The sequence below is a fragment of the Okibacterium fritillariae genome, from assembly GCF_052783725.1.
On record NZ_CP199917.1, the window covers coordinates 1,269,446 to 1,291,047 of the forward strand.

The window sequence follows — 21,602 nt, forward strand, 5'->3', positions numbered from 1 at the left end:
TCGGTGTGCCGTGCGGTACTGCCACATACCCAGGAGAACCCATGTCTACCCTCACGACGACCCGCACCGCAGACCACCCGGAAGAACCCGGCAACCGCCCGGAATGGATATTCAGCCAGACCCCCTCGAAACCCCACGCGACGTTCGATTATGACCTCGCCATCGTGGGTCTCGGCTACGTCGGCCTGCCGACCGCCCTCGCCTATCACCACGGCGGCAGCCGCGTGCTCGCCCTCGACGTGTCTGAACGCCGGCTCGACGACATCCGCGGCCACCGCGCCGACCTCGTCGAAACCGATCGCCACCGGCTCGACGTCGCCGAAAACGACGAGCGCTTCCACCTGACGAGCGACCCCGCCATGCTGGCGAAGGCGCGGGCCATCATCATCTGCGTGCCGACGCCCGTCGACCGGCACCTCATCCCCGACCTCACCATCCTGAAGAGCGCGTGCGACATGGTCGTGGCGCGGGCCGTGCCGGGGCAGCTCGTCATGCTCACGTCGACCACCTATGTCGGCTGCACCGAGGACTTCGTGCAGAAGCCCCTCGAGGCGCGCGGATTCCGCATCGGCGTCGACGCCTACGTGTCGTTCAGCGCCGAACGCATCGACCCGGGCAACGAACGCTTCGACCACGACGATGTGCCCCGCGTGATCGGCGGCGCGACGCCCGAGTGCGAAGAGGAAGCCGTGCGCGTCGTCTCGCGCTACACCACCAACATCCACCGCGTCTCGTCGGTTGCCGCCGCCGAGATGACCAAGCTGTTGGAGAATACGTTTCGCGCCGTCAACATCGCCCTGGCCAACGAGTTCGCGGACATCTGCTCGACGCTCGACATCGACGTGACCGAGGTGATCGACGCCGCGGCGACCAAGCCCTACGGTTTCATGCCGTTCTACCCCGGCCCCGGCGTCGGCGGCCACTGCATCCCGTGCGATCCGCACTACCTGCTGTGGCAGCTGCGTGAGCAACGCGTCAATGCTCCGCTCATCACGCAGGCCATGACCGAGATCGCCTCACGGCCTGGCCGCATCGTCGACGGCGCCCGCGACGTGCTGGCCCGCGGCGGTATCGCTTTAGCCAATGCCCGCATCCTCGTGGTCGGCATCGCCTACAAACCGGATGTCTCCGACCTGCGCGAATCGCCCGCCATCGAGATCCTCTCGGGTCTGGCCGAGCACGGCGCGACGGTCGGCTTCGTCGACAACCACTTCGCCGGTGTACGCCTGCCCGACGGCCGATTGGTGGACGCCGTCATCGACGCCGCCGGCTTCGACGCCGACCTCATCCTGCTGCACACCAAGCACACGGGCACGGACCTGACCTGGGTGCGCACCGACCAACTCGTGCTGGATGCCACCTACCGCGACAGCGAGCTGGCCCAGAGCCGCGTCATCTGACGCGCGCCGCACCCGCACCACCCACCGACTTTTTTTGCAGCGCTTGAGGGGAACAGAATCATGAGAAGTGTCATCACCGGAGGCGCCGGTTTCATCGGCAGCCACCTCGTCGAATATCTGCTTGCGGCCGGCGACGACGTCGTCGTGCTGGACGACATGTCGACGGGAGCGCCGCGCAACCTGCTGGGCGCGCTCGCCGACCCGAAACTCCGCCTGGTGCAGGGTTCCATCCTCGATCGTTCGGTGGTCGAGGACACCATCCGCGGAGCCGACCGGGTGTTCCACCTTGCAGCCGCCGTGGGGGTCAGGCTCATCGTGGAACACCCGCTGTCGAGCCTGCGCACCAACATCCACGGCACCGAGAACGTGCTGGATGCCTGCCTGGCGAACAACGCGAAGCTGCTGCTGGTGTCGACAAGCGAGGTGTATGGCAAGAACACGGCCGACAAACTCTCGGAGGACTCGGATCGCGTGCTCGGATCGGCGCTCACCTCGCGCTGGACCTACGCGGCTTCGAAAGGAATCGACGAGGCCTTCGCCCACGCCTATCACACGCAATACGGCCTGCAGGTGGCCATCGTGCGCCCCTTCAACACGGTCGGGCCGCGCCAGACCGGGCGCTACGGCATGGTCGTTCCCAACCTCGTCGGCCAGGCGCTGCGCGGCGAACCGCTCACGGTCTTCGGCGACGGTCAGCAGACCCGCTGCTTCTCCTACGTGGGGGATGTCGTGCCCGCCCTGGTGCGCATCGCCGAGGCCCCCGCGGCCGTCGGCCGGGCGTTCAACCTGGGCGGCGCCGAGGAGATCTCGATCGAACAGCTGGCCCTCCGTGCCCTGCGCGTGACCGGCTCGTCGAGCAGTATCACCTACGTCCCCTACGAGGAGGCCTACTCCGAGGGATTCGAGGACATGCGTCGCCGCGTGCCCGACAACACGGCGGCGTTCGACCTGGTCGGTTTCGTTCCTCGGACCACGCTCGACGAGACGCTCGCGCATGTCGCGGCAGCCATCGCCGAGACCACGAAGGCCGACCGTCAGCGTTCGGCCATCGTCGATCCCACCAAGGGCGGCGCCCGCGTCGCCGAGGTGGCCCAGGCCGGATGGGCGCGCTGATGTGCGGCATCGTGGCCGCGCGCGTCGACGGCGGCGCGGCGCCGTTTCTCCTCCGGGCCCTCTCGCTCCTCGAATATCGGGGCTATGACTCCGCCGGTGTGGCCATCGTGACGGAGGATGCCTCGACCGCTGTCATCCGTTCCGTTGGCCGCGTCGGCGGTCTGACGACGGATGTCGCGGCCTGGGCGGGTGCGCCCCTCACGGGTCTCGGCATCGGCCACACCCGCTGGGCGACGCACGGCGCCGTGACGACCGGCAACGCGCATCCGCATCGGGATTGCACGGGACGCATCAGCGTGGCCCACAACGGCATCATCGAGAACCACCGCGCCCTGCGGCAGGAGCTCGAGGCCGACGGCCACGCCTTCGCGTCGGACGTCGACTCGGAGGTCGTGTGCCACCTCATCGAGGACCACCTCGAGTCATCGGGCGACCTGCTGCGCTCGGTGCATGCGGCGACCCGTCGGCTCGAGGGCTCGTGGGCGCTCGTCGTGACGGATGCCGAAACGGGCCGCCTCGTCGCGGCCGCCCACCATTCACCCCTGATCGTCGCCTCGTCGGCGATCGGAGATTTCGTCACCAGTGATATCGGCGCCATCGCCGACTGGGTCGACGAGTACCGGACCCTCGTCGACGGCGACATCGTCGAACTCGCCGACGAGCTGGTCTGGACCCGAGACGGACAGAGGACGGCCGCCCCCCAGGCCGCCCTCTGTCCCTTCACCTCGGCGGCGCTCGAACGTGGATCGCACGCCGACTACATGGCGAAGGAGATCGACGAGCAGCCCGCCATCGCGGCGCGCATCCTCGACGATCTGGTGCCCCACATCGCCGACGGCTCGCTGTGGCGGTCGCTCGAGGCGCCCGCCTTCGAACGCATCGCCGTGCTCGGCTGCGGCACATCGCTGAATGCCGGGCGCGTCATCGCTCGCGCGTTCGGCGCCCTGGGCGGCATCCCGACGGTTTCGGTTGTGGCGTCGGAGGCATCCGAAACGATCCTCGACCCGGGCACCCTCATTCTGGCGCTCAGCCAATCGGGTGAGACGGCCGACATCCTGCGGGCGCTCGATCAGCTCGAACCCGTTTCGGCGGGGCTCGTGGCCGTGACGAACAACCCGGCGTCGAGCGTCGCCCGTCGGGCCGCGAGCGTCGTCGATTGCAACGCCGGGCCCGAGATCGGCGTCGCTGCCACCAAGACCTTCGTCGCCCAGGTGATCACGGGTGTGGCGGTCGCGGTATCGGCGCTCGTGGCGACGGGCCGCATCGACCGATCGCGCGCGGCCGATCTGACCGACGATCTGCGCCGGCTGCCCGATCTGCTGGCTCAGGCCCTCGAGGTCTCGAAGGGTGTCGTCCCCGGCATCGTCGACGAGGTCCTCGACCGGTCGGGCTTCATCTTCCTCGGCCGTGGCCCCGGTGTCGTCTTCGCCGAGGAGGGCGCCTTGAAGTTGAAGGAGATCAGCTATCGCTGGGCCGAGCACTATCCGGCGGGCGAGCTGAAACACGGCCCCCTGGCGCTCGTCGACCAGGGCACACCCGTGATCGTCGTCGACAACGGCGACCCGCGGCTCGCGTCGAATCTCTCGGAGGTCGCGGCGCGCGGCGGCCGGGTCATCACCATCGGCGGCGCGGGCAGCACCATCCCCGCCGTCGGCATGAGCATGAGCCGACCGCTCGTCGGCGGCATGGATCGCTGGGGCCCGCTCGAGGCGGTGGTGCCGCTGCAGCTCTTCGCCCGTGAATTGGCCCTGCGGCTCGGACTCGACGTCGATAAACCGCGCAACCTCGCGAAGTCGGTGACGGTCGAATGATGAACACGCTGACCTTCAGCTCGCTCGGCGACGACGACGAGCAGCGGCCCGGGCGTTCCGAGCGCTCCGACACACGGCCCCCGATGATCGCCGTGATCCTGGCCGTGGTGGCCGCACTTGCACTCATCCTGTCGCCGTTCGTGAAGTCATCCGGGCCCGCCGATGCGGCCACCGTGAAACCGCGCACGACCGTGAGCCTCACCTTCGACGACGGCAACGCCAACCAGCTCGCCGCCCTGCCCGCCCTGAACGCCCAGAACATGAAGGCGACGTTCTACATCGTCTCGGGTTTCGTGGGGGCGCCGAGCTACATGACCCGAGCCAACCTCGACACTCTGAAGGCGGGCGGGCAGGAGATCGGCGGGCACACCGTCAGCCACGCCGACCTCGCCACGTTGCCCGCCGACGAGGTGCGCCGTCAGATCTGCAACGACCGTTCGACCCTGCTCGGGTGGGGATATGCGGTGCGCAGCTTCGCCTATCCCTTCGCCTCGTCGACGCCCGACGCCGAACAGGCCGCCGCATCGTGCGGCTACAACAGCGCACGCATGCTCGGCGACATCCGGTCGCGTTTCGGATGCCTCGACTGCGCGTATGCCGAAACCGTGCCGCCGGCCGAGCCCTACTACACGAAGGCGCTCGACCAGGTCGACAGCACGTGGACCCTGGCCGACCTCAAGAACTCGGTGACGCGCGCCGAGGCCGCCGGAGGATGGGTGCAGTTCACCTTCCACAACGTATGTGCCTCGGGATGCGGCGACCTCAACGTCACGCCGACGGTCCTGGCTCAATTCACGAGCTGGTTGGCTCCGCGTGCCACCACGGGCAATACGGTCGTGAAACCGGTCGGCGATGTCGTCGGCGGAGCCGTGAAACCGGCCGTCGCGGGCCCCGCCATCCCCGCCCCGACCGCCGGCGCCAACGGCGTGGTCAACCCCGGGCTCGAAACCGACGGGCCGAACGGCCTGCCGAGCTGCTGGATGCAGGGCGGCTACGGCACCAACACGGCCACCTTCGCCACCACCCCGAACGCGCACACGGGCACCCGCGCCGAAACCGTCACGGTCTCGGGTTACACCGACGGCGACGCCAAGGTGCTGCCGGCATTCGACCTCGGCAGTTGCGCCCCCGCGGTCACGCCCGGCAAGACCTACTCGATGCGGGCCTGGTACACCTCGACGACCGTCACGCAATTCGCGGTCTATGTGCGCAACGCCTCGGGCGGCTGGCAGTACTGGACCTCGAGCCCGTGGTTCTCGGCATCCCCGAGCTACACGCAGGCCGTGTGGCAGACGCCCGCCATCCCGGCCGGCATTACGGGCATCAGCTTCGGCCTGAACATCTTCGCCAACGGCAGCATCACGACGGATGATTACGCCCTCTACGACAGCGTGGGTGCGCCACCCGTGTCGCCCACCACGTCGGTCGCGCTGAAGTCCGCGGTCGCCCCTCCGCCCGTCACGGCACCCGTCGAGGCGCACACTCCCACCGAGAGCGCGACCAGCCGTGGCAGTGTGAGCCCATGACCGATCGGATGGTGTGACGTGGGGCTCCGCGCGGTGCGGTCGTCGGCACTCGTGTCGACGCTCGGAATGAGCGCCGTGCTGGGCCTCACCCTCGTGCTCGCCGGCTGTGCGTCGGCGGGCACGGTGCGGGTGCTTGCGACGCCCGGCTATCCGTGGCACACCGACATCGTGGCGACGACGTTCTGGGTGGGCGAGCTGTTCGACCCGTCGGCTTCGGACGGTTCGCAGGTGTACTCCACCTACGATTCCCTGTGGCAAGAGAGCTACGGCGGCTGCGACGGCATCGTCGTCGACACGGTGTGCCAGACCGAACGACGTTTCGCGGCCGACGACTACTTCCCGACGAGCATGACCCCCGCCGAGAACCCGTTCTACCTCGACCTGCCCTTCGACGACATCAACGACGATGCGGCCTTCGCCCGGCGCGACGCCGTGGTGCCGTGGGCCGGCGATCCGGGATATGCCGAGCACGCGGGCGACCGCACGTTCAGCTATCTCAAGAACCGCTGGGTCGAGCTGCGCCTCGGCGACCGCACCTGTTTCGCGCAGATCCAGGACGCCGGACCGGGGGAGTACGACGACGCGGCCTACGTCTTCGGAGCCGGCGACGCCCGCCCGCAGAACGCCCGCTACGGCGGCGCCGGCATGGATGTCTCACCCGCCGTCAACGCCTGCCTCGGGTTCCGCGACCTCAACGGCGACACCGATCGCGTGAGCTGGCGCTTCGCCGAGAACAACGAGCCGCCGCCCGGACCGTGGACGCGCCTGATCACGACCAGCGGTGTGCAATAGGGGAGCGTAAGGGCTATACTGAAAAGCTGCGTCCGAGAGGCGCTCGATCCGGTTCGCCGGTTCACAAGTCAACAGAGTGTGAGAATGACCCGCTGCGATCTATCGCGGTGTTTCGAGGGGATGATCGGTTTCGACATTGCCTGCGAAACTGCGAGAAGCGGGCCGAGGATGCAGGGTTATCTCGTAAACGATCTCTGCAAAATATAGGTGCCAATTCTAAGCGCACCGACTTCGCCCTAGCCGCCTAGGCTAGCTTCGAGGTCCGTCAGACCGGGTTCGCTCTCGTCCCGGACCCTGGCGCCATTTAGAGAGCTTGCTGCGTCGTCACGCCTGAGGGCGACGCGGGACTTTTTCTCGGGCTGGGCCTGTCACCCTAGATGCCTGTAGCAAAGGGTGGGGCCGAGTAGAACGTCTCAACAGGCTACGCCCGTAGAAGGCGCAGAATCACAGCAGTGGACGGGGGTTCAATTCCCCCCATCTCCACCATCGGTCGTTCTCACACTCTCGCGACACCAGCGGGCCGTCCTTCGGGGCGGCCCGCTTTTTCGTGGCGTCGGGGCGTCCTATCCTGGGCTGATGCCCTCTTTTCGCGTGACGATCGGCGTCGGCCCGGTGCGGCCGGGCGTGCACCCCGCCGACGTTCTCCCCACGGTCGCGGATGCCGCGGCCACCCTCACGGTCGTCGAGGCGTCCGACCTACAGATCGTTGGCGGCCTGCCGCGCATCGTCGTCCGCTTCGAGGCCGAGGACGACGAGATCGCGCGCCAGGTCGGCGAGCACGCCCTGGCCGTGTTCGGCACGATCGCCGAGGCGCGCACGGCCGCCCTCACGCGCCGCAACAAAAACCGCTGGCTCCCCGTCGCCTTCGAGGGCTGACGGGGGAACGCATCGCGGATTCGCTCACGACGCCCGTGGGCTCGAAAGCTCGTGGTGGCGTCGAACGCGTGATGGCCCCACAGCGAGGCGACGCCACGGACCGCTTTCAGCCGACGAACGCGTCGATCGCCTCGGTGATCTCGGCCCGGACATCCTCGTCCGACACCGTCGAGGTGCCGTCGCCCGGCTGCACGCCATAGTCGCCGAAGTCCGCATGGTTGGCGCCGTCGAGCTCTACGAACTCGGTGTCGGCGGGAAGCCGGCCCGAGGCATCCTCGATCTTGGCGGGGGTCGAGAGGCCGTCGTTGCTGCCGCCGATGCTGAGCACGGGCAGGCCCGACTGCGAGAGGTCGTTGGCGCAGTAGCTGCCGAAGAGCACGAGGCCCGCGACATCCTCGCTGCCCGCCCACTGGCAGGCCCGCACGCCGCCGAGCGAGTGGCCGCCGACGAACCAGTCGGTCACCTCGGGCGCGGCCTCGGTGAAGGTGGAGAGCGGGCGCTGGTCGAAGAACGCCAGGTTGAGCGTGGGCTTCGTGATGACGACCGTGAGGCCCGACTCTTCGACGGCGCCCGAGAGCTTGTAGAGGTAGGCGTAGGGGTCGACCTTGGCGCCCGGAATGAACACGAGCCCCTCGCCGGATGCGTCGGCCCCGCCATTCTCGCCCGTGGGGGTCATGACGATGCTGTCGCCCGTGTCGGTGACCTGCACGGCCGCATTGTCGAACACCTCGATGGTGGCGCGGCGGTCGCCGGCCATGACGATCTGGGTCCACACCACGAAGGCCACGATGGCGAGCACGAGGGCCAGCAGGGCGAGCCACCCGGTTGTGCGGATGCGGCGGCGAATCGTTCCGGCGGGTTTCGCTCCCGCTTGTTTCTCGGACATGGTGCTCCTCACTCGGCCGTTCCGCACCGGCGAAACGCGTCCCGTCAACCCTATCTGCGGGCCGCAGGCACCGCGCTCGCCCGGGAGTATGCTTCCCCGTATATGTCGTCCTCACTCGCCAACGCCCTCAGCGGCCGTCAACGCTGGCAGGCCTTCGCCGTCTGCGTCTCCGTAGCCGCCCTCACCATCCTCGACCTGTCCAAGGTCAACGTCGCGCTCCCGTCGATCGAGAAGTCCCTCGGCGCCGGCCCCGCCGAGCTGCAGATCATCGTGGCGGGCTATGCCCTCGCCTTCGGTCTCGCGCTCGTGCCGGCCGGGCGTCTCGGCGACCTGCACTCGCGCAAGGCCATGTTCGTCGTGGGCCTCAGTCTCTTCATGGTCTCGAGCCTGGCGTGTGCCGTGGCCCCCAACATCGAGTTCCTCATGGTGGCGCGCATCGTGCAGGGCATCGCGGCCGGCATCCAGATGCCCCAGGTGATCGGCCTCACGCAACAGCTCTTCCAGGGCGAAGAGCGCGGCCGGGCGTTCGGGCTCTTCGGTGCCACGATCGGCGTCTCGACGGCCTTCGGTCCCACGCTCGGCGGCCTGCTCATCGCGGTCGGCGGGCCCACGGATGGTTGGCGCTACATCTTCGCGATGAACGTGCCGCTCGTTCTCATTCTGTTGCCATTCGCGCTCAAGCTCCTGCCCGCCAAACAAGAGCGCTCGCCGGGTTCGCGCGAACTCGACCTCGTCGGCATCCTCATCCTCGCCGTCGCCACGTTCAGCGTCATGCTGCCGTTCGTGCTCACGACGGGCGGGCCCGACGATCAGCCCGCGCGCTGGTATCTGCTCATCCTGGCTGCCATCGCGGCGGCCGGCTTCGTGCTGTGGGAGCGCCGCTACAAGCGCATCGGCAAATCGCCCGTCGTGCACTTCGACCTGTTCCGCAAGGGTTCCTACCGCAACGGTCTGCTCATCGCCATGGCCTACTTCGCGGCCATGCCCGCCATGTTCCTGTTGACGACGCTGTTCCTGCAGCAGGGCATCGGTCTCGAACCCGTGTTCGCCGGCATGGTGAGCATCCCGTTCGCGCTGTCGTCGGCCGTGACGGCCTGGTACGGCGGCACGATCGTCAACCGCGTGGGCCGCAAGCTCGTCGTGCTCGGCATCGTGATCGTGCTGATCGGCTTCTCGCTCGTCTTGCTGGCCGCCGAGCTGCTGCCGGCCGACGTGGCGATCTACGGCATGGGTGTCGGCATGCTGGTCGCGGGCACGGGCGGCGGTTTCGTCATCTCGCCCAACCAGACGCTCACGCTCGCCGAGGTTCCCGTCGAGCAGGGTGGTGTCGCCGGCTCGATGGCGCAGCTCGGCCAGCGCGTCGGAACAGCTATGGGCACGGCGGCCGCGAGTGCGGCGTTCTACGCGACGATCTATTCAGAGACCGGCCAGGCGCCGCAGCTCGAGGTGTTCCACGACGCGTTCCGGGCCGGCTTCGCCGTGACCCTGACACTCGTGGCCGTGGCGCTGGTGCTCGGTTTCCTCGACCTCGGGGCGCGCAAGCGGCGCAAGCGCTCGGCTCAGACCGCGTAGCCGCTGCTTAGTGCGCGACGCCCGCGAGCGAGCCGGTCGTGCGGCCCTCGGGGTCGCCGATCATGCAGCTCACGAGGCGGTCGCCGTCTTCGGTCCAGCTCGCCTCGGTGGGCGTGTAGGGGGCGTAGTCGAGGGTCGAGTCCTCGTAGCTCAGGCCGACGAAGGTCGTGAACTGGTCGTAGCACCCGGTGTCGGCCTGCTGAGAGACCTCGTCGTCGCCCGGGTACTCCGAGCCGTCGAGCGAGAATTCGTAGAAGGCCTCGAGGTCGTGCGGCTCGGCACACGGAACGGCCTCTACCTCGAAGACCTCTTCGCTCGTGCTGTCGTCGTTGATGCAGTCGCCCACCTTGATCGAGAAGACGCTCGACGTGCCGGCCTCGACGACTTCCTCGGTCTCGGCATCCCGCGTGACGGGCTTGTCGATGATGCTGTTGATCAGGCTGCAGCCTGAGAGCGAGGCGGCGAGAGCGGTTGCGGCGCCCACGGCGAGGAGGCGGCGGCTGAGGCGAGACGGGGCGGGCATGCTGTTCCATTCGGGGTGTGAGCGGCGCCGATCGGGATGCGACTCCGTGTTGCATGATGCTATCCAGAGCGAGCCTCATTTTCAAAGCCGACTCACAGCTAGGCCGTTGAGCGTCAGCCGTGCAGCAATCCGAGGATCTCTTCGTGCAGGGCACCGTTCGTGGCCAAGAAGCTGCGGCGGTCGATGCGATCGGTCCCGTCGATGGCGGATGTCGCACCACCCGCCTCGCGCACGATTGGCACCAGCGCCGCCACGTCGTATTCCTTGACGTCGAACTCGCCCACGGCGTCGACCAGTCCCTCGGCCAACAGCATGTACGCCCACATGTCGCCGTAGGCGCGGTCGCGCCAGCTGGCCCGGGTCAGCGCGACGAGCTGGTCGAGGTAGCCGGCATCGTCCCACTGCGTGACGCTCTGGAAGCTGACGGAGGCGTCGGCGAGCTTCTGCACGCGCGAGACCTTCAGCTGCTCGGGCGCGCCGCCCCGCAGCGACGACCAGGCGCCCGAACCGTCGGCGGCCCACCAGCGCTTCTCGAGCGCGGGGGAGGAGACGACGCCCACGACGGGCACGCCGTCGACGGCGAGCGAGATGAGCGTGCCCCAGATGGGCACGCCGCGCAGGTAATTGGCCGTGCCGTCGATCGGGTCGATGATCCACTGCCGGGCGGTCGAGCCGGCCGTGCCGTACTCCTCGCCCAGGATGCCGTCCTCCGGTCGCTCCTCGGTGAGGATCTCGCGAATGCGGCGCTCGACCGCCAGATCGGCGTCGGTCACGAACGAGCGGTCGGGTTTGGTCGACACGTCGAGGTCGTTCGACCGGAAGCGTTCCAGCGAGATCGTGTCGGCCGCATCCGCGATGCGCAGCGCGAGCCGCAGGTCATCGGCCAGCGCGTTCCCGGCGGCGAGGGGGTCGGCAGAAGCGGAAGAAACGGGGGATGCGTCGGCACTCATACCCCCAGCGTATCGACCCCGGATGCTCGGCAGTGCTGCTCGATTCGCGCTCCCCGCAATTCTCCTGCTAAAGTATTCCTCGGTCCGGAAGTGCAAAATTCCGGTCCGAAATGCACCTCTAGCTCAATCGGCAGAGCAACTGACTCTTAATCAGTGGGTTCTCGGTTCAAGTCCGAGGGGGTGCACTGAATGCCCCAGATATCTCGCCGATTCTGGGGCATTTTTCGTGCGCTAACGTGACGGCATGAGCTATCTGCGTGCACTCTGGCACCATCTCGCCAGCCCCTCGGCGATATACGGCCTGATCGTCTACGCGAGCCTCATCACCGCGACGGCGGCCGACGACGACAACGGGCCCCGGTCGATCTTCGCCTTCAGCGCCGTCACGCTCGTCGCGTTCTGGATCGCGCACGTCTTCTCGGCGGCGCTCGGGCACCACGGCGGCGAGCATCGGGGCACGGTCACGGTCGCGCGCTCCGTGAGGCACGCCCTGGCAGAGTCGGTCGGCATGCTCGAGGCTGCGATCCTGCCGAGCATCCCGCTCCTGATGGGCGTCTTCGGCCTGCTCACCGGCGACGAGGCCGTTGCGTGGGCGCTCCGCGTCGTTCTCGTGACGCTCGCGGGGCTCGGCTACAGCGCGCTAGCCATCCGCGGAAATCGCTGGTGGTGGTGCGTGCTCGGATGTCTCGTGTCCACGGCCATCGGGGCGGGAATCATCTTCCTCGAGGCGATCCTGCACTGATCTGTCCGCTCAGGCGCGGCGCTGGCCGTTCGCCCGGTCGGCGTCGACGGAACGCGCCGTCTCGGGGTGCAGCATCCGCTCGTCGATGTAGGCGGGGTCGTGCGACGTGGGGTCGGCCCAGACGGCGATGGTGTCGAGCTCCATGATGGTGCGCACGGCGGGGGATACAGCGCGGTCGGCGGCCGGGGCATCTGAGGTCGGGGCGTCTGAGTTCGAAGCGTGTGAGGTCGAGCCGTCGGCTGCGGCGCGAGCGGCATCTAGCTCGGACAGGTCGTCGCGTTCCGCGGTGGGGGCGGTGTCGCCGTGCGCTGCCGCATCGACGAGGGTCGACGTCACGGCGCGGGCCAGTGACAGGGCAGCCATGTCGTGGAAGAAGACTTCGGTGTCGGAATCGCTGCGCCGCGTGAGTGTCCAGCTGCCGTTCTCGCCCACGAAGTCCTGCAGGCGCTCGAGCACCGCCGCGAAGACGCGTTCCTCGCTGAGCTCGATGACGGGGGCGGGGACGGGGATGACGGCAGGTGCAGATGTGGCGGATGTCTCGAGCTCGACGCCGGTCGAATCGACACGGGTGTCGGGGTGCGACGACCCGGTTGTGCCGGCTTCGAGGGCTGCGGCGCGCGCGGCATTCTCGGCGGCGATCAAGCGGCGACTACGGCGTCCGAACATCGTGAGGCTCCTTGCCGGACCGCCGTTTGTGAGCGAAGGGGGCGGTCGTTGCCTCCAGTGTGCGCGCGAGGCATCCGAAACCCCTGCTGACACGCCGATTTTCGCCGACTCGAGCGGCAAATGGGCAGCAGAACGGGCCGACACGCTGAACGTGCCGGCCCGAACGGGGGGAGTTACTTCTTGAGCTTGCGCTGGTTCTCTTCGGCAACCGACCCGATGGCCAGTGCGAGCGAGATGATCCAGCTGGCCCAGGCGAGGGCGAGACGCCAGTCGCGCGGGCCCTTGCGGGTGGTCTGGATGACACTCCAGGCGCCGGTGACCGCGCCCAGGATGCTCGTGTTCATAAGGTATTTGCGCATGTTGTTAGCCTCCGTAGACTTCCACGCTAGCGTGTCGACCCGACTCGCCGCAGGGGGTTGTACTGTGAACTTCGTGCTGTCGACTTCCCGCGTGACCCCCGCATGAAAACCGCTCTCGTCGGAGCCGTCCTGCTCGTCCTCGGGCTCGCCGCCTGGGCGTTCGGCATCCTCGACGGCACCGAGGTTCTGGCTCTCACCGACCGCATCTGGCCCGTGCTCCTCTTCGTCGTCGCCATCACGGTCGTTGCCGAGCTGGCCGACCAGGCCGGGGTGTTCCAGTCGATCGCCGGTCACGCGGCTCGCCTCGCCCGCGGCCGCACGGTCGTCTTGTGGCTCTTCGTCGTGCTGATGGCCGTCGTCTCGACCGCGTTCCTGTCGCTCGACACCACGGCCGTGTTGCTCACACCCATCGTGGTGGTGCTCGCGCGGCGCATCGGCGTCAGCCCGCTGCCCTTCGCCCTCACGACCGTGTGGCTCGCGAACACGGCGTCGCTCTTCCTGCCCGTCTCCAACCTCACGAACCTGCTCGCCGAACACCGCTTGGGCGGGGTGGGGCCGCTCGGGTTCCTCGCCCTCTCGTACGCGCCGGCCATCGTGGGCGTCATCGTTCCCGTCATCGTGCTCGCCATCGTCTATCGGCGGCCGCTCTCGGGGCGATTCACGGTGGATGCCGCAGCCCCCGCCTCCGACCGCCTCTTGTTCGTGACGTCCGCCGTCGTGCTCGTCGTGCTGCTGCCGTTGCTGGTGTCGGGTCTGCCCGTGTGGCTGCCCGCGTCGGCCGCGGCCTTGGTGCTCATCGCCGTGACGGCCTGGCGCAACCCGCGGGTGCTGCGGTTCGACCTCGTGCCGTGGCAGCTGATCGTGCTGGCGTCGGGTCTGTTCCTGTCGATGGCCGCGCTGCACAACGTCGGCCTCGGCGCGTTCCTCGAACAGGTCGCCGGCACAGGCAACTCACCGGCCGACCTGCTGCGGCTCTCGGCATCCGCCGGTGTGGGCGCGAACCTCGTGGACAACCTGCCCGCCTACCTGGCGCTCGAACCCGCGGCCACGAGCCCCGACCGCCTGATCGCACTGCTCATCGGCGTCAACCTGGGCCCGCTCGTCACGCCGTGGGCGTCGCTCGCCACGCTGCTCTGGCATCAGCGCCTCACCGCGATGGATGTCCGCATCTCCTGGACGCGCTACGCGCTCCTCGGCCTCATCGTCGCGCCGCTGACCGTCGTCGGCGCCACGCTCGCGCTCGCGTTCCTCTAACCGATTACTCGGTGGGTTCGGGGTCGAGAACGCCGTGAGAGTCCGTGGACGCGTCGCCCACGGCATCCGTCGGTGCAGTGTCGGGCTCGGCCGTCGCAGGCTCGCCCTCGTGGTGGGGGAGCAGGTTGTTGATGGTGCGGCGGCGGTAACCCTTGAGGTGGTCCATGCTGGTGCGCTGCTGCCCGAGGTGCTCGCGTGCGAACTCGAGCGTCTCGCGCAGGGCGATGAGTCGCTCGAACTCGGTCTTGGCCTTGCGCGTGTTGACCTCGGCCACCACCTGGCCGTCCCAGTCTTCGGCGGCCAGCATCTGTAGCACGGCCGCGACGGGCTGCCCGCCGTGGCCCGGAAGCAGGTGCTCGTCGAAGATCTTGCCCTCGTCGAGCGAGCCCGAGCCGTCGCACAGGTGCACGTGGCGCAGGCGCTTGCCGAACTTCTTGGCGAGGACGAGGCTGTCCTGACCCGAGAGCGCGGCGTGCGAGAAGTCGAGCGTGATGTCGTCGCAGTCCCAGTCGCTCGGGTCCCAACCGGGGGCGTAGGCCTTCATGCTGCGGCCGCGCACGGCCCACGGGAACATGTTCTCGACGGCGATGTGCACGCCCGAGTTGGTAGCCGTCTGGCGCACGATGTCGAGGAAGTTTTCGGAGTAGCTCTTCTGCCAGCGGAACGGCGGATGCACGACCACGCTGGATGCCCCGAGGGTGCGGGCCAACTCTGCCGAGCGCTCCAGCTTGATCTGCGGATCGCGGCCCCACACGAAGTGCGTGAGCAGCAGCACGGGCGCGTGAATCGACATGATCGGCAGCTGGTACTTGTCACTCAGGGCGAGGAGGGCGTCGGCATCCCGAGTCACCGGATCGTTGGTGACCATGATCTCGATACCGTCGTAGCCGGCCTCGTCGGCCAAGGCGAACGCACGCTCGGTCTCGAGCGGGTAGACGCAGGAGGAACTCATGCCGATGCGGATCATTGGGCCAATGATAGACCCGGACTCTGACCATCCGATGTCGAATCTCGCTCGCTGATAGCCTGGTACCCGCCCGGTTTTCGGGCCTCGAAAGGTGGATCATGTCACAGAAGACCGACGCCTCGAACGGCGAGACGCGGCAATTCGACTTCGTCGTGGTGGCCAACCGGCTGCCCGTCGACCGTGTTCCGAGCGAGGACGGTGAGGTGCAGTGGCGCACGTCTCCCGGCGGTCTCGTCACGGCACTCGACCCCGTCATGGCCAAGGCCAACGGCGCCTGGATCGGTTGGGCCGGCGGCCCCGACCTCGACATCGAGCCCTTCGACAACCACGGCACCTGGATCGTGCCCATCCCGCTCAGCGAGCAGGAAATCGAGGAATACTACGAGGGTTTCTCTAACGACACCCTGTGGCCGCTCTACCACGACGTCATCGCGCCGCCCAGCTACCACCGCGAGTGGTGGGAGGCCTATGTGAAGGTCAACCAGCGATTCGCGGATGCCGCAGCCCGCCTGGCCGAGCAGGGTGCAACCGTCTGGGTGCACGACTACCAGCTGCAGCTCGTGCCCGGCATGCTGCGCGAGGTGCGCCCCGACCTCGTCATCGGCTTCTTCAACCACATCCCGTTCCCGGCCTACGGCCTCTTCTCGCAGCTGCCCTGGCGCACCCAGATCATCGAGGGCCTGCTCGGCGCCGATGTGCTCGGGTTCCAGCGCGTCGCCGACGCCGGCAACTTCACGCGGGCCGTTCGTCGCCTGCTCTCCTACGAGACCAAGGGGTCGAGCATCTTCCGCCCGCTCGACGCCAACCCCGAGCGCCGCGCCCGCTCGAACAAACCCGTCGGCGCGACGCGTCAGGTGATCGCCAAGGCCTACCCGATCTCGATCGACTCCGAGAGCTACGAGGTGCTCGCGCGCCGCCCCGACGTGCAGGCCCGCGCCAAGGAGATCCGAGAAGAACTCGGCAACCCGAAGACCATCCTTTTCGGCGTCGACCGTCTCGATTACACCAAGGGCATCATGCACCGCCTGAAGGCCTACGGCGAGCTGCTGGCCGAGGGCCGCCTCAACGTCGAAGACGTCACGCTCGTGCAGGTCGCCAGCCCCAGCCGCGAACGCGTCGAGACCTACAAGGCCCTGCGCGACGAGATCGAGCTCACGGTCGGCCGCATCAACGGCGACTTCGGCTCGATCGGGCACACGGCCATCAACTACCTGCACCACGGCTACCCGCGCGAGGAGATGGTTGCGCTCTACCTGGCCGCCGACGTCGTGCTCGTGACCGCCCTGCGCGACGGCATGAACCTCGTCGCCAAGGAATACGTGGCCTGCCGCTTCGACAACGACGGCGTGCTGGTGCTGAGCGAATTCGCCGGCGCCTCGGATGACCTGAAGCAGGCCCTGCTCATCAACCCGCACGACATCGAGGGCACCAAGGACGCCATTATGCGCGCCATCGAGATGCCCAAGTCGGAGCGCTCGCGCCGCATGCGGTCGCTGCGCAAACGCGTGCTCGAGAACGATGTCGTCAAGTGGTCCGAGACCTTCCTCGACGCGCTGCAGAAGGGGTATGACGGCAAAGGCCGCCAGTCGTCGGAGGTCGGGCCCACGGGCATCCAGAACGCCGACGTGTCGCTGGACGATCCGGATGCGGCGTTCCGGTCGGAGGTCGCGCCCGTCGGCGAAGCCGTCGCCGACAACGTGGACACCTCGGGAGCACCGGGTGCCGCCGAGGCCGCGTCGCGCACCGACGAGGAGCCCGGGCGATGACGCACATCGAACCGCTCCCCGAGCCCTCGACCGACCCGGCCGAGCTGCAGGCGGCCCTGGAGGCGCTCGCCGCCACCGACCGCCTGCTCGTGGCCCTCGACTTCGACGGAACCCTCGCACCCACGGTCGACCGCCCCGAAGACGCGCGAGCCGTTCCCGCCGCGCGCGAAGCCATCGAACGTCTCGTCGCCCTCGAGGACACCTGGGTGGCCTACGTCTCGGGCCGCGCGCTCGACAGCCTCATCGAGGTCACCGAGCCCGACGACAAGATCCTGCTCATCGGTTCGCACGGCGTCGAAGTGCGCCTCGACGACCCGGATGCCGAAGCCTCCCTCTCTCCCGAGGAATCCGCCCGCGCGGCCGAGGTAGAGCGTCTGCTCGACCAGATCGCCGCCATCTATGACAACGTCTGGGTCGAACGGAAGCCCGCCGGATTCGCGCTGCACACGCGACGCGCCGACGACGACGTCGCTCTCGAGGCCGGAAAGCGCGCGCTCGCCGATCTCTCGCTGCCGGGTGTCACCATCCGCGACGGCAAGGATGTCCTCGAATTCTCGGTGCGCTCGGCGACCAAGGGCGACGGCATCGAAGAGCTCCGTCGCTACACCGGGGCAACCGCCGCGCTCTATGCCGGCGACGATGTCACCGACGAGGATGCCTTCGCCGTTCTGCATGCCGAAGATCTGCCGCTGAAGAGCGGAGACGGCGCCACGATCGCGCCGTTCCGCGTCGGCGGCCCCGACGAGGTCGCGGCCACGCTCGCGGCCCTCGCGACGGCCCGCGAGGCGGCGATCCGGGCGCGGTGACGCTACTACACTCGTAACATGTCTGAAATCGATGTGAAGCCGCGCAGTCGCGACGTCACCGACGGAATCGAAGCTACGACCTCCCGAGGAATGCTGCGTGCCGTCGGTATGGGAGACGAAGACTGGGATAAGCCCCAGATCGGAATCGCCTCGTCGTGGAACGAGATCACCCCCTGCAACCTGTCGCTCGACCGACTTGCCCAGGGCGCCAAAGAGGGCGTCCACTCGGGCGGCGGTTACCCGCTCCAGTTCGGCACCATCTCCGTCTCCGACGGCATCTCGATGGGCCACGAGGGCATGCACTTCTCCCTCGTCTCGCGTGAGGTCATCGCCGACTCCGTCGAGACCGTCATGATGGCCGAACGCCTCGACGGCTCGGTGCTGCTGGCCGGTTGCGACAAATCGCTGCCCGGCATGCTCATGGCGGCCGCGCGTCTCGACCTCGCCTCGGTGTTCCTCTACGCAGGTTCCATCGCGCCCGGCTGGGTGAAGCTGTCCGACGGCACCGAAAAAGAAGTCACCATCATCGACTCGTTCGAGGCGGTCGGCGCCTGCAAGGCCGGCACCATGAGCGAAGAAGACCTCAAGCGCATCGAGTGCGCCATCGCCCCGGGCGAGGGTGCCTGCGGTGGCATGTACACGGCCAACACCATGGCATCCGTCGCCGAGGCCCTCGGCATGAGCCTGCCCGGCTCGGCCGCGCCGCCCTCGGCCGACCGTCGCCGCGACTACTACGCGCACCGCTCGGGCGAGGCCGTCGTCAACATGCTGCGCCTCGGCATCACGGCGCGCGACATCATGACCAAGAAGGCGTTCGAGAACGCGATCGCCGTGGCCATGGCTTTCGGTGGCTCGACCAACGTCGTGCTGCACCTGCTCGCCATCGCCCGCGAGGCCGAGGTCGAGCTCACGCTCGCCGACTTCAACCGCATCGGCGACAAGGTTCCCCACATCGGCGACCTCAAGCCCTTCGGCAAATACGTCATGAACGACGTCGACCGCCACGGCGGCGTGCCCGTCGTCATGAAGGCCCTGCTCGACGCGGGTCTGCTGCACGGCGACTGCCTTACGGTGACGGGCAAGACCGTGGCCGAGAACCTGGCCGAGATCAACCCCGACCCGCTCGACGGCGAGGTCATCCGCACGCTCGACAACCCCATCCACGCCACGGGCGGCATCACGGTGCTGCACGGCTCGTTCGCCCCCGACGGCGCCGTCGTCAAGACCGCCGGTTTCGACGCCAGCGTGTTCGAGGGCCCCGCCCGCGTGTTCGAGCGCGAACGCGCCGCCATGGATGCCCTCACCGAGGGACGCATCTCCAAGGGCGACGTCGTCATCATCTGTTACGAAGGCCCCAAGGGCGGCCCCGGCATGCGCGAGATGCTGGCCATCACGGCCGCCATCAAGGGCGCTGGCCTCGGCAAAGATGTACTACTATTGACGGACGGACGATTCTCAGGCGGCACAACCGGCCTGTGCATCGGCCACATAGCACCCGAGGCAGTCGACGCAGGTCCGATTGCATTCGTGCGCGATGGTGATCTGATACGGGTCGATATCGCAGCTCGCTCACTCGACCTACTTGTCGACGACGCTGAGCTGGACGCTCGCCGCCCTGGCTGGGCACCGCTTCCTCCGCGCTATACCCGTGGCGTTCTGGCGAAATACTCCAAACTCGTGCGCTCCGCAGCCGAAGGCGCGACGACGGGGTAGTTCTCGCCCTTCACTCTCACTCATCACCATCGAAGAGGGACTCGTTATGTCAGCGGATACTCGTACCGCAAAATCCCCATCCGATTTCGCCTCTCAGGCCGCCGCCCAGCGTGGCGCGCCCGAACAGGGGCCCGAACTGTTGACGGGTGCACAGGCCGTCGTCCGCACGCTCGAACTCCTGGGCGTCGACGATGTGTTCGGTCTGCCCGGCGGGGCCATCCTGCCGGTGTACGACCCGCTCATGGACACCGACAAGATCCGCCACATCCTCGTGCGCCACGAACAGGGCGCCGGTCACGCGGCAGAGGGTTATGCCTCGGCTTCCGGTCGCACGGGCGTGTGCATCGCAACATCCGGCCCCGGTGCCACCAACCTCGTGACGGCGATCGCCGATGCCCACATGGACTCGGTGCCGATGCTCGCCATCACCGGCCAGGTGTTCAGCCACCTCATGGGCACGGACGCCTTCCAAGAGGCCGACATCGTCGGAATCACGATGCCCATCACGAAGCACTCGTTCCTCGTGACGACGGCCGCCGAGATCCCCGCGACCATCGCGGCCGCGTACCACATCGCCTCCACCGGGCGCCCCGGCCCCGTGCTCGTCGACATCACGAAGGACGCGCAGCAAGAGACCGCGCCGTTCGTGTGGCCGCCCAAGATCGACCTGCCCGGATACCGCCCCATCACGAAGGCACACGGCAAGCAGATCCTCGCCGCGGCGGCACTCATGGCCGAGGCCAAGAAGCCCGTCTTCTACGTGGGTGGCGGAGTCATCCGTGCGCGTGCGTCTGAAGAGCTGTTCGATCTCGTCGAGACCACCGGCATCCCCGTGGTCACGACACTCATGGCGCGCGGCGCGTTCCCCGACTCGAACCAGCACAACCTCGGCATGCCCGGCATGCACGGCACCGTCCCCGCCGTGCTGGCCCTGCAAGAGGCCGACCTGATCGTGTCACTCGGAGCCCGCTTCGACGACCGCGTCACGGGCAACGCCGCGCTCTTCGCGCCCAACGCCAAAGTCGTCCACGTCGACGTCGACCCGGCCGAGATCTCGAAGATCCGGTTCGCCGATGTGCCCATCGTCGGCGATGCCAAGGACGTCATCGTCGACCTCACCGCAGCCTTCACCAACGCCACGGCGTCGGCCCCCACCGACATCGCCGAATGGTGGGCCTACCTCAACGGGCTGCGCGAGGAATTCCCGCTCGGTTACACCCCGCCGACCGATGGACTGCTCGCCCCGCAGCACGTCATCCAGCGCATCGGCGAGATCACCGGACCCGAGGGCATCTTCGCCTCGGGCGTGGGTCAGCACCAGATGTGGTCGGCGCAGTTCATCAAGTACGAGCGCCCCAACTCGTGGCTCAACTCCGGCGGAGCCGGCACCATGGGCTACTCGGTGCCCGCCGCCATGGGCGCCAAGGTGGCCCAGCCCGACCGCACCGTGTGGGCGATCGACGGCGACGGCTGCTTCCAGATGACGAACCAAGAACTCGCCACCTGCACGATCAACAAGATCCCCATCAAGGTGGCGATCATCAACAACTCGTCGCTCGGCATGGTGCGACAGTGGCAGACGCTGTTCTACGACGGCCGCTACTCGAACACCGACCTCAACACGGGGCACGACACCGTGCGCGTGCCCGACTTCGTGAAGCTGGCCGAGGCCTACGGTGCGCTCGGCATCCGCGTCACCAAGATGGAAGAAGTCGACGCGGCCATCAAGCTCGCCATCGAGACCAACGACCGACCGGTCGTCATCGACTTCGTCGTGTCGGCTGACTCGATGGTGTGGCCCATGGTGCCGCAGGGCGTCAGCAACTCCTACGTGCAATACGCACGAGACCACAGCCCGTCGTTCGATGAGGAGGCGTAAC

General features: G+C 68.0%; 19 protein-coding genes, 1 tRNA gene and 1 other RNA gene. 15 read left to right on the forward strand and 6 right to left on the reverse strand.

Going from position 1 to position 21,602, the window contains the following annotated elements; translation table 11 throughout:
- Positions 1-41: 41 nt before the first annotated feature.
- The 7 genes from ACUWEX_RS05970 (at position 42) to ACUWEX_RS06000 (ending at position 7,518) form a co-directional block, all read left to right on the forward strand.
- Positions 42-1,400 (forward strand): nucleotide sugar dehydrogenase, encoded by a 1,359-nt coding sequence (locus tag ACUWEX_RS05970; RefSeq protein ID WP_445997414.1) that lies wholly within the window; start codon positions 42-44, stop codon positions 1,398-1,400.
- 60 nt (positions 1,401-1,460) lie between these two features.
- Positions 1,461-2,513 (forward strand): NAD-dependent epimerase/dehydratase family protein, encoded by a 1,053-nt coding sequence (locus ACUWEX_RS05975; RefSeq protein ID WP_445997415.1) that lies wholly within the window; start codon positions 1,461-1,463, stop codon positions 2,511-2,513.
- Entirely contained in the window at positions 2,501-4,324 is a 1,824-nt protein-coding gene (glmS, locus tag ACUWEX_RS05980) for a glutamine--fructose-6-phosphate transaminase (isomerizing) (RefSeq protein ID WP_445997416.1), read from the forward strand. The genes ACUWEX_RS05975 and glmS overlap by 13 nt, the downstream gene beginning before the upstream one ends.
- Entirely contained in the window at positions 4,321-5,850 is a 1,530-nt protein-coding gene (locus tag ACUWEX_RS05985) for a polysaccharide deacetylase family protein (protein WP_445997417.1), read from the forward strand. Before glmS ends, ACUWEX_RS05985 begins: the two co-directional genes overlap by 4 nt.
- An 18-nt stretch (positions 5,851-5,868) precedes the next feature.
- Entirely contained in the window at positions 5,869-6,642 is a 774-nt protein-coding gene (locus tag ACUWEX_RS05990; RefSeq protein WP_445997418.1) for a hypothetical protein, read from the forward strand.
- Positions 6,643-6,758: 116 nt separating this feature from the next.
- Positions 6,759-7,128: a transfer-messenger RNA gene (gene ssrA, locus ACUWEX_RS05995) on the forward strand.
- A 90-nt stretch (positions 7,129-7,218) separates the two neighbouring features.
- The gene (locus ACUWEX_RS06000; RefSeq protein ID WP_077053518.1) at positions 7,219-7,518 is read left to right on the forward strand and encodes a hypothetical protein; all 300 of its coding nucleotides are present in this window, start codon (positions 7,219-7,221) and stop codon (positions 7,516-7,518) included.
- A gap of 106 nt (positions 7,519-7,624) precedes the next feature.
- Here the strand turns inward: ACUWEX_RS06000 and ACUWEX_RS06005 are convergent, their stop codons facing one another.
- The gene (locus tag ACUWEX_RS06005) at positions 7,625-8,404 is read right to left on the reverse strand and encodes an alpha/beta hydrolase (RefSeq protein WP_445997419.1); all 780 of its coding nucleotides are present in this window, start codon (positions 8,402-8,404) and stop codon (positions 7,625-7,627) included.
- A gap of 102 nt (positions 8,405-8,506) precedes the next feature.
- On the opposite strand from ACUWEX_RS06005, the gene ACUWEX_RS06010 reads away from it, so the two are divergent.
- Positions 8,507-9,976, forward strand: coding sequence for an MFS transporter (locus ACUWEX_RS06010; protein ID WP_079727275.1), 1,470 nt, complete (start codon positions 8,507-8,509; stop codon positions 9,974-9,976).
- A 7-nt stretch (positions 9,977-9,983) separates the two neighbouring features.
- Here ACUWEX_RS06010 and ACUWEX_RS06015 read toward each other — a convergent pair whose 3' ends face one another.
- Entirely contained in the window at positions 9,984-10,499 is a 516-nt protein-coding gene (locus ACUWEX_RS06015; RefSeq protein ID WP_079727276.1) for a septum formation family protein, read from the reverse strand.
- A 113-nt stretch (positions 10,500-10,612) separates the two neighbouring features.
- The gene (locus ACUWEX_RS06020) at positions 10,613-11,449 is read right to left on the reverse strand and encodes an inositol monophosphatase family protein (RefSeq protein WP_445997420.1); all 837 of its coding nucleotides are present in this window, start codon (positions 11,447-11,449) and stop codon (positions 10,613-10,615) included.
- Positions 11,450-11,561: 112 nt separating this feature from the next.
- Here ACUWEX_RS06020 and ACUWEX_RS06025 point away from each other — a divergent pair.
- Positions 11,562-11,634, forward strand: a tRNA-Lys gene (locus tag ACUWEX_RS06025).
- A 59-nt stretch (positions 11,635-11,693) separates the two neighbouring features.
- On the forward strand, positions 11,694-12,191 hold the full coding sequence (locus tag ACUWEX_RS06030; RefSeq protein ID WP_445997421.1) for a hypothetical protein: 498 nt from the start codon (positions 11,694-11,696) through the stop codon (positions 12,189-12,191).
- Between the two features lie 9 nt (positions 12,192-12,200).
- Here ACUWEX_RS06030 and ACUWEX_RS06035 read toward each other — a convergent pair whose 3' ends face one another.
- The gene (locus ACUWEX_RS06035; protein ID WP_445997422.1) at positions 12,201-12,857 is read right to left on the reverse strand and encodes a hypothetical protein; all 657 of its coding nucleotides are present in this window, start codon (positions 12,855-12,857) and stop codon (positions 12,201-12,203) included.
- Positions 12,858-13,030: 173 nt separating this feature from the next.
- A complete protein-coding gene (locus ACUWEX_RS06040; protein WP_079727280.1) occupies positions 13,031-13,216 on the reverse strand; it encodes a hypothetical protein in 186 nt (61 codons plus the stop codon).
- 102 nt (positions 13,217-13,318) lie between these two features.
- On the opposite strand from ACUWEX_RS06040, the gene ACUWEX_RS06045 reads away from it, so the two are divergent.
- Positions 13,319-14,470: an SLC13 family permease gene (locus ACUWEX_RS06045; RefSeq protein ID WP_079727281.1), complete on the forward strand. Its 1,152-nt coding sequence runs from the start codon at positions 13,319-13,321 to the stop codon at positions 14,468-14,470.
- 4 nt (positions 14,471-14,474) lie between these two features.
- Here the strand turns inward: ACUWEX_RS06045 and ACUWEX_RS06050 are convergent, their stop codons facing one another.
- The gene (locus ACUWEX_RS06050; protein ID WP_445997423.1) at positions 14,475-15,422 is read right to left on the reverse strand and encodes a sugar phosphate isomerase/epimerase family protein; all 948 of its coding nucleotides are present in this window, start codon (positions 15,420-15,422) and stop codon (positions 14,475-14,477) included.
- Between the two features lie 113 nt (positions 15,423-15,535).
- Between ACUWEX_RS06050 and otsA the strand changes: the two genes are divergently transcribed.
- The 4 genes from otsA to ACUWEX_RS06070 are packed head-to-tail and all read left to right on the forward strand — an operon-like array spanning position 15,536 to position 21,601.
- Positions 15,536-17,203: an alpha,alpha-trehalose-phosphate synthase (UDP-forming) gene (otsA, locus tag ACUWEX_RS06055; protein ID WP_200811489.1), complete on the forward strand. Its 1,668-nt coding sequence runs from the start codon at positions 15,536-15,538 to the stop codon at positions 17,201-17,203.
- Positions 17,200-18,009, forward strand: a complete 810-nt coding sequence (gene otsB / locus ACUWEX_RS06060; protein ID WP_079727283.1) for a trehalose-phosphatase — start codon at positions 17,200-17,202, stop codon at positions 18,007-18,009. Before otsA ends, otsB begins: the two co-directional genes overlap by 4 nt.
- 18 nt (positions 18,010-18,027) lie before the next feature.
- Positions 18,028-19,722, forward strand: coding sequence for a dihydroxy-acid dehydratase (gene ilvD / locus ACUWEX_RS06065; RefSeq protein WP_445997424.1), 1,695 nt, complete (start codon positions 18,028-18,030; stop codon positions 19,720-19,722).
- 46 nt (positions 19,723-19,768) lie between these two features.
- A complete protein-coding gene (locus ACUWEX_RS06070; protein WP_445997425.1) occupies positions 19,769-21,601 on the forward strand; it encodes an acetolactate synthase large subunit in 1,833 nt (610 codons plus the stop codon).
- Position 21,602: the final 1 nt, after the last annotated feature.